The organism is Sphingomonas sp. CCH9-F2, assembly GCF_001556735.1.
Taxonomy (GTDB): Bacteria; Pseudomonadota; Alphaproteobacteria; order Sphingomonadales; family Sphingomonadaceae; genus Sphingomonas; species Sphingomonas ginsenosidimutans.
This window is the reverse complement of record NZ_LSJO01000266.1, coordinates 1-4,689: the sequence shown is the minus strand read 5'-3', so window position 1 is coordinate 4,689 and position 4,689 is coordinate 1. Positions and strand designations below refer to the sequence as shown.

Below are 4,689 nucleotides of genomic sequence, written 5' to 3'. Positions count from 1 at the left end.
CCGTCCAGGATGAAGTGGAGGTGCCCCGCCTCCAGATCGGCGGCGCTCTTGCCCGCCACCGGCGCCCAAGTGCCCCGGTCCCACAGCATCACCGTGCCGCCGCCATATTCGCCCGCCGGGATCGTCCCCTCGAACGTCGCATAGGACAGCGGATGGTCCTCGGTCCGCACCGCCAGTCGCTTTTCGGCGGGGTCAAGGCTCGGCCCGCGCGTCACCGCCCAGCTTTTCAGGACGCCGTCCACCTCCAGCCGGAAATCCCAATGCAGCCGCGTCGCGTCGTGCTTCTGCACGATGAAGCCGTTGCCGTTGCCAGGCGCCAGCGTCCCCGCCGGTTCGGCGGTGCGCGAAAAGTCGCGCTTCGCATTATAGCGTTCGAGCGGATCGGGACGACGCGCCATCGCCGGTCAGGCGCGCTTGCGTGCCGGCGCCTTGCGCGCCGCCGGCTTTCGTGCCGCCGGCTTCTTCTTTTCCGCCGCCGGTCTGGCGTCCGCCGCGGCCGCGCCGCCCTTGCCCTCCATCGACTTCTTCAGCGCCGCCATCAGATCGACGACATTCGATCCCGAACGCGCCGCGGCGTCACCCTTGTCCTCGATGATCCGCCGCCCCTTGGCCTTGCGCTTGCGGTCGATCAGCCCCTTCAGCGCATCGACATAGCGATCGTGGAAGCCGCGCGGGTCGAACGGCGCGGCCTTCTTCTCGATCAGCGCCTCGGCCAGTTCCAGCAGCTCCGGCTCGGGCTTGGCATCGGGGATGTCGCGGAAGTAACCCTGCGCCTTGTTCACCTCATCGGCGTAGCGCAGCGTTTCCAGCACCATGCCGCGCCCGCATGGCTTCAGGCTGACAACATATTCGCGCCCGCGCATGGCCAGCTGACCCAGCCCGACCTTCTTCGTGCGTCGCAACGCCTCGCGCAGCACGATGAACGCCTCCTCCGCCAGATCGTCGGCGGGGACGACGAAATAGGGCTTTTCGTAGTAGAGGACGTCGATCTCGTGCGCGTCGACGAACTGGGTCAGTTCCAGCGTCTTCTTCGATTCCAGCTTCACCGCGTCGATCTCGTCCTGGTCGAGCAGGACATATTCGCCCTTCTCGATCTCGAACCCCTTCATGATTTCGTCGGTGTCGACCGCGCCGACGCCGGGGACGGTCTTTTCCAGCTTGATCCGCTTGCCCGACGGTTCGTGGATCTGATGGAAGCTGATCTGCGCGCCGGAGCGCGTCGCCGAGTAGATTTCGACCGGGATCGACACCAGCGCCAGCCGGATCTGTCCCTGCCAATAGGCACGCGCGGCCATCGGAAGCCCTTTCGTTGCGAGGGCGATTCAATGAGTTGGCGCGCCGCAGGTTCCATGCTGCCCCGCACATGCATGGGGCGAGGATGACGCGCGCGCGATTGCGCGGTAGAAGCCGGGCGATGAGCGACGATCCCTTTGCGCTGTTCGACGCCTGGTATGCCGAGGCGCGCACCAGCGAGCCGAACGATTCGAACGCCATGGCGCTGGCCACCGCCGATGCGGATGGGCGCCCGTCCGTGCGGATGGTCCTGTTGAAGGGGCATGGTCGCGACGGCTTCGTCTTCTACACCAACCGCGGCAGCCGCAAGGCGGGGGAACTGGCCGCCAATCCGCAGGTCGCATTGCTGTTCCACTGGAAATCGCTGCGCCGCCAGATCCGTATCGAAGGGCCGGTGGCCCCCGTCAGCGATGCGGAGAGCGACGCCTATTTCGCCAGCCGCTCGCGCGATTCGCAGCTGGGCGCCTGGGCATCGGACCAGTCGCGCCCGCTCGACGCGCGCGCCACGTTCGAGGCGCGGTTCGATGCGGCCCGGGCGCGGTTCGACGGACAGGACGTGACCCGCCCGCCGTTCTGGGGCGGCTATCGCGTGACGCCGCAACGGATCGAATTCTGGCAGGACCGCGCGCACCGCCTGCACGAACGCCGACTGTTCACCCCCGCGGTCGATGGCGCATGGCGCGAAGGGCTGCTGTACCCATGACGCGCGACGAACGCCGCCGCATCATCCCGCTGGCGATGCGCGCCGCGCTGGCCAGCGTGGCGATGGCCTGCTCGCTGCTGGTGATCAAGGGATATGCCGCGTGGCATACCGGATCGGTCGCGATGCTGGGCAGCCTGGCCGATACCGGCCTGGACCTGCTCGCCAGCCTGGTCACGCTGTACGGCGTGAAGCTCGCGGCCGAGCCGGCCGACCACGACCACCGTTTCGGCCATGGCAAGGCGGAGGCGCTGGCGGCGCTGTTCCAGGTCGTGCTCATCACGGCATCCGCGATCGGGATCGCGTGGCGCGCGATCGAGCGGTTCAGCACCCCGGCGGTGAACGAGGATGCGGGGCTGGGCATCGGCGTGTCGATCGTCGCGATCCTCGCGACCTTCGCGCTGCTCGCCTATCAGCGCAGCGTGATCCGGCGCACCGGGTCGGTCGCGATCCTGGCCGACAACGTCCATTACCAGTCGGACGTGCTGCTGAACGTGGCGGTCATCGCCGCGCTGGTGCTCGACCAATATGTCGGGATCGCGGGCGCCGATCCGGTGTTCGGTATCGCGATCGCGCTGTGGCTGGCGTGGGGCGCGTTCCAGGCGTCCAGCCAGGCGATCGACATGCTGATGGACAAGGAATGGTCCGAGGTGCAGCGCGCCGCCTTCATGGAGGTCGCCGCGCGCCAGCCGGGCATCCGCGGCATCCACGATTTCCGCACCCGCCGCGCCGGGAGCCACGATTTCGCGCAATTCCACATGGAAGTGGACCCGGAACTGACCGTGCGCGACGCGCATCGCATCGTCGAGCGGGTCGAATATGCGTTGCGCGACGCCTTCCCGCGCGTCGAAACGCTGATCCATCTCGATCCCGAAGGGCATGTCGATACCGACAACCCGCTGGTCGAGGCGGACGTGACGCCGCACTGGTTCTCCAAGCGCGTCTGAAGGATCGCCACGATGCGCCTGCCCTTTACCCAGGTCGATGCCTTTGCCGACGCCGCCTTCGCCGGCAATCCGGCGGCGGTGATGCCGTTGCCGCGCTGGCTGGACGATGCCGTATTGCAGGCGATCGCGCAGGAGAACAACCTGTCCGAAACCGCCTTCCTGGTCGCGGACGACAGCGGTGCGGCGGATTACGAACTGCGCTGGTTCACCCCCGCGGCGGAGGTCGCGCTATGCGGCCATGCGACGCTGGCCAGCGGCCATGTCGTACTGGCGTCGGACAGCACGCGCGATCGTGTCACCTTCCGCACGCGGCAGGCGGGCGTGCTGGCGGTCGCCCGTGCCGGAACCGGCGCCCGCTATGACATGGCGTTGCCGGCCTGGGCGCCCGTGCCGCGGCCGCTGCCGGAGATCGTCGCCGCGCTGGGCGTCACGGCGCGCGAAACGCTGTGGCATGACAAGGGCTATGCGGTGATCGTCGTCGACGACGAAGCCGCGGTGCGCGCCGCGGCCCCGGACGGCCGCGCGCTGAAGGCGCTCGGCCCCTATGTCCATATCGTCACCGCCGCGGGCGATACGGCCGAAGTCGTCAGCCGCGTCTTCACCGATTATTTCGACATTCCCGAAGACCCGGTGACCGGATCAGCACACGCCGTCCTCGCGCCCTATTGGACCGCGCGGCTGGGCCGCGACACGTTCACCGCGTTTCAGGCCAGCGCCCGCGGCGGGCATCTGTCATGCCGGCTGGACGGCGACCGGGTGATCCTGACCGGATCGTGCGTGACGACGATCGAGGGCACGTTCCTGCTGCCCTGACGGTCCGGCGGGTCAGCATGCGTAGCTGATCGTTTACGCCGGTCGATATCGCATCACCTGCGGGCGGGCGCGGCGCGATGGCCGCGAACCGCTTATCCGCTTACTTCTTGGCGGGCGGCTCCACCGCCAGCGCCTTGTCCTTCTGCGCGGCCGGATCGACCGAGGGAGCGCCCGACGCCGGCGTGCCCTGGTTCGCGATGTCGGCGGTGTCACCCTTCGCGCCCTCGGTCACGTTGGCGACCGCGCCGTCCTTCGCCTCCGGAGCGGCGCCGGCGGCCGGAGCCGCGGGCAGCGGCAGGTTCGATCCCTGCTGGTTCAGGTACACAATCAGGTCGGCGCGGTCCTGCGCATTGCCCAGGCCCGCGAAGGTCATCTTGGTGCCGTTGGCGAACTTGCGCGGGCTGGTCAGCCACGCATCCATCTTGTCGAAGTCCCAGTTGCCGCCGACGCTCTTGAGCGCGTCGGAGAAGGCGAAGCCGCCCTTGCCCTGGCCCACCGGCTCGCCCAGCGTGGCGTACAGGTTCGGGCCGATGCCGTTGGCGCCGCCCTGGTTGATCGTGTGGCACGCCGCGCACTTCTTGAACACGTCGGCGCCCTTGGCCGGATCGGCTTTCGCCAGGCGCACCGCGATCGGCTCCGCCGCCTCGCCGCCGCCCGCGCCGGCTTCCTCGACGCCCTCGATCGCATAGCCCATCTTCTCGGGCCGTTCGCCGTGGAAGATCATCCCGCCTGCGATCGAAAGCCCCAGCGCGACGGCGGCACCACCCAGTACCCAGCCTGCAATCGTGTTGTTCCGATCGTCCATGTCGCGCTATCCGCCCCTCTTGATTAGGGCATCCCATAGAAAAGCGATGGGGGGACCGCAAGCACTTGAGCGCGGCCGGTGCACTCCCTAGTCGCGAACGCCATCATGGATAGCTACGCCGCCCCCGCCCG

The 4,689-nt window shown here is 68.4% G+C and carries 6 protein-coding genes; 3 read left to right on the top strand and 3 right to left on the bottom strand.

The window, feature by feature from the left end:
* Positions 1-398, bottom strand: a 398-nt coding sequence (locus AX685_RS07890; RefSeq protein WP_331710160.1) for a DNA polymerase ligase N-terminal domain-containing protein, incomplete at its 3' end; no start/stop codon positions are given.
* 6 nt (positions 399-404) lie between these two features.
* Positions 405-1,295: a non-homologous end joining protein Ku gene (gene ku, locus AX685_RS07885; protein WP_066487280.1), complete on the bottom strand. Its 891-nt coding sequence runs from the start codon at positions 1,293-1,295 to the stop codon at positions 405-407.
* Between the two features lie 119 nt (positions 1,296-1,414).
* On the opposite strand from ku, the gene pdxH reads away from it, so the two are divergent.
* Genes pdxH through AX685_RS07870 form a run of 3 tightly spaced genes read left to right on the top strand, consistent with a single transcriptional unit; the run spans position 1,415 to position 3,753 of the window.
* Positions 1,415-1,996 carry a pyridoxamine 5'-phosphate oxidase gene (gene pdxH, locus AX685_RS07880; protein WP_066487275.1) on the top strand — a complete coding sequence of 194 codons (582 nt, stop codon included), beginning with the start codon at positions 1,415-1,417 and terminating at the stop codon, positions 1,994-1,996.
* Positions 1,993-2,940, top strand: a complete 948-nt coding sequence (locus AX685_RS07875) for a cation diffusion facilitator family transporter (RefSeq protein WP_066487267.1) — start codon at positions 1,993-1,995, stop codon at positions 2,938-2,940. The genes pdxH and AX685_RS07875 overlap by 4 nt, the downstream gene beginning before the upstream one ends.
* A 12-nt stretch (positions 2,941-2,952) precedes the next feature.
* On the top strand, positions 2,953-3,753 hold the full coding sequence (locus tag AX685_RS07870) for a PhzF family phenazine biosynthesis protein (protein ID WP_066487263.1): 801 nt from the start codon (positions 2,953-2,955) through the stop codon (positions 3,751-3,753).
* 100 nt (positions 3,754-3,853) lie between these two features.
* Here AX685_RS07870 and AX685_RS07865 read toward each other — a convergent pair whose 3' ends face one another.
* Positions 3,854-4,558: a c-type cytochrome gene (locus tag AX685_RS07865; protein ID WP_066487261.1), complete on the bottom strand. Its 705-nt coding sequence runs from the start codon at positions 4,556-4,558 to the stop codon at positions 3,854-3,856.
* Positions 4,559-4,689 lie beyond the last annotated feature (131 nt).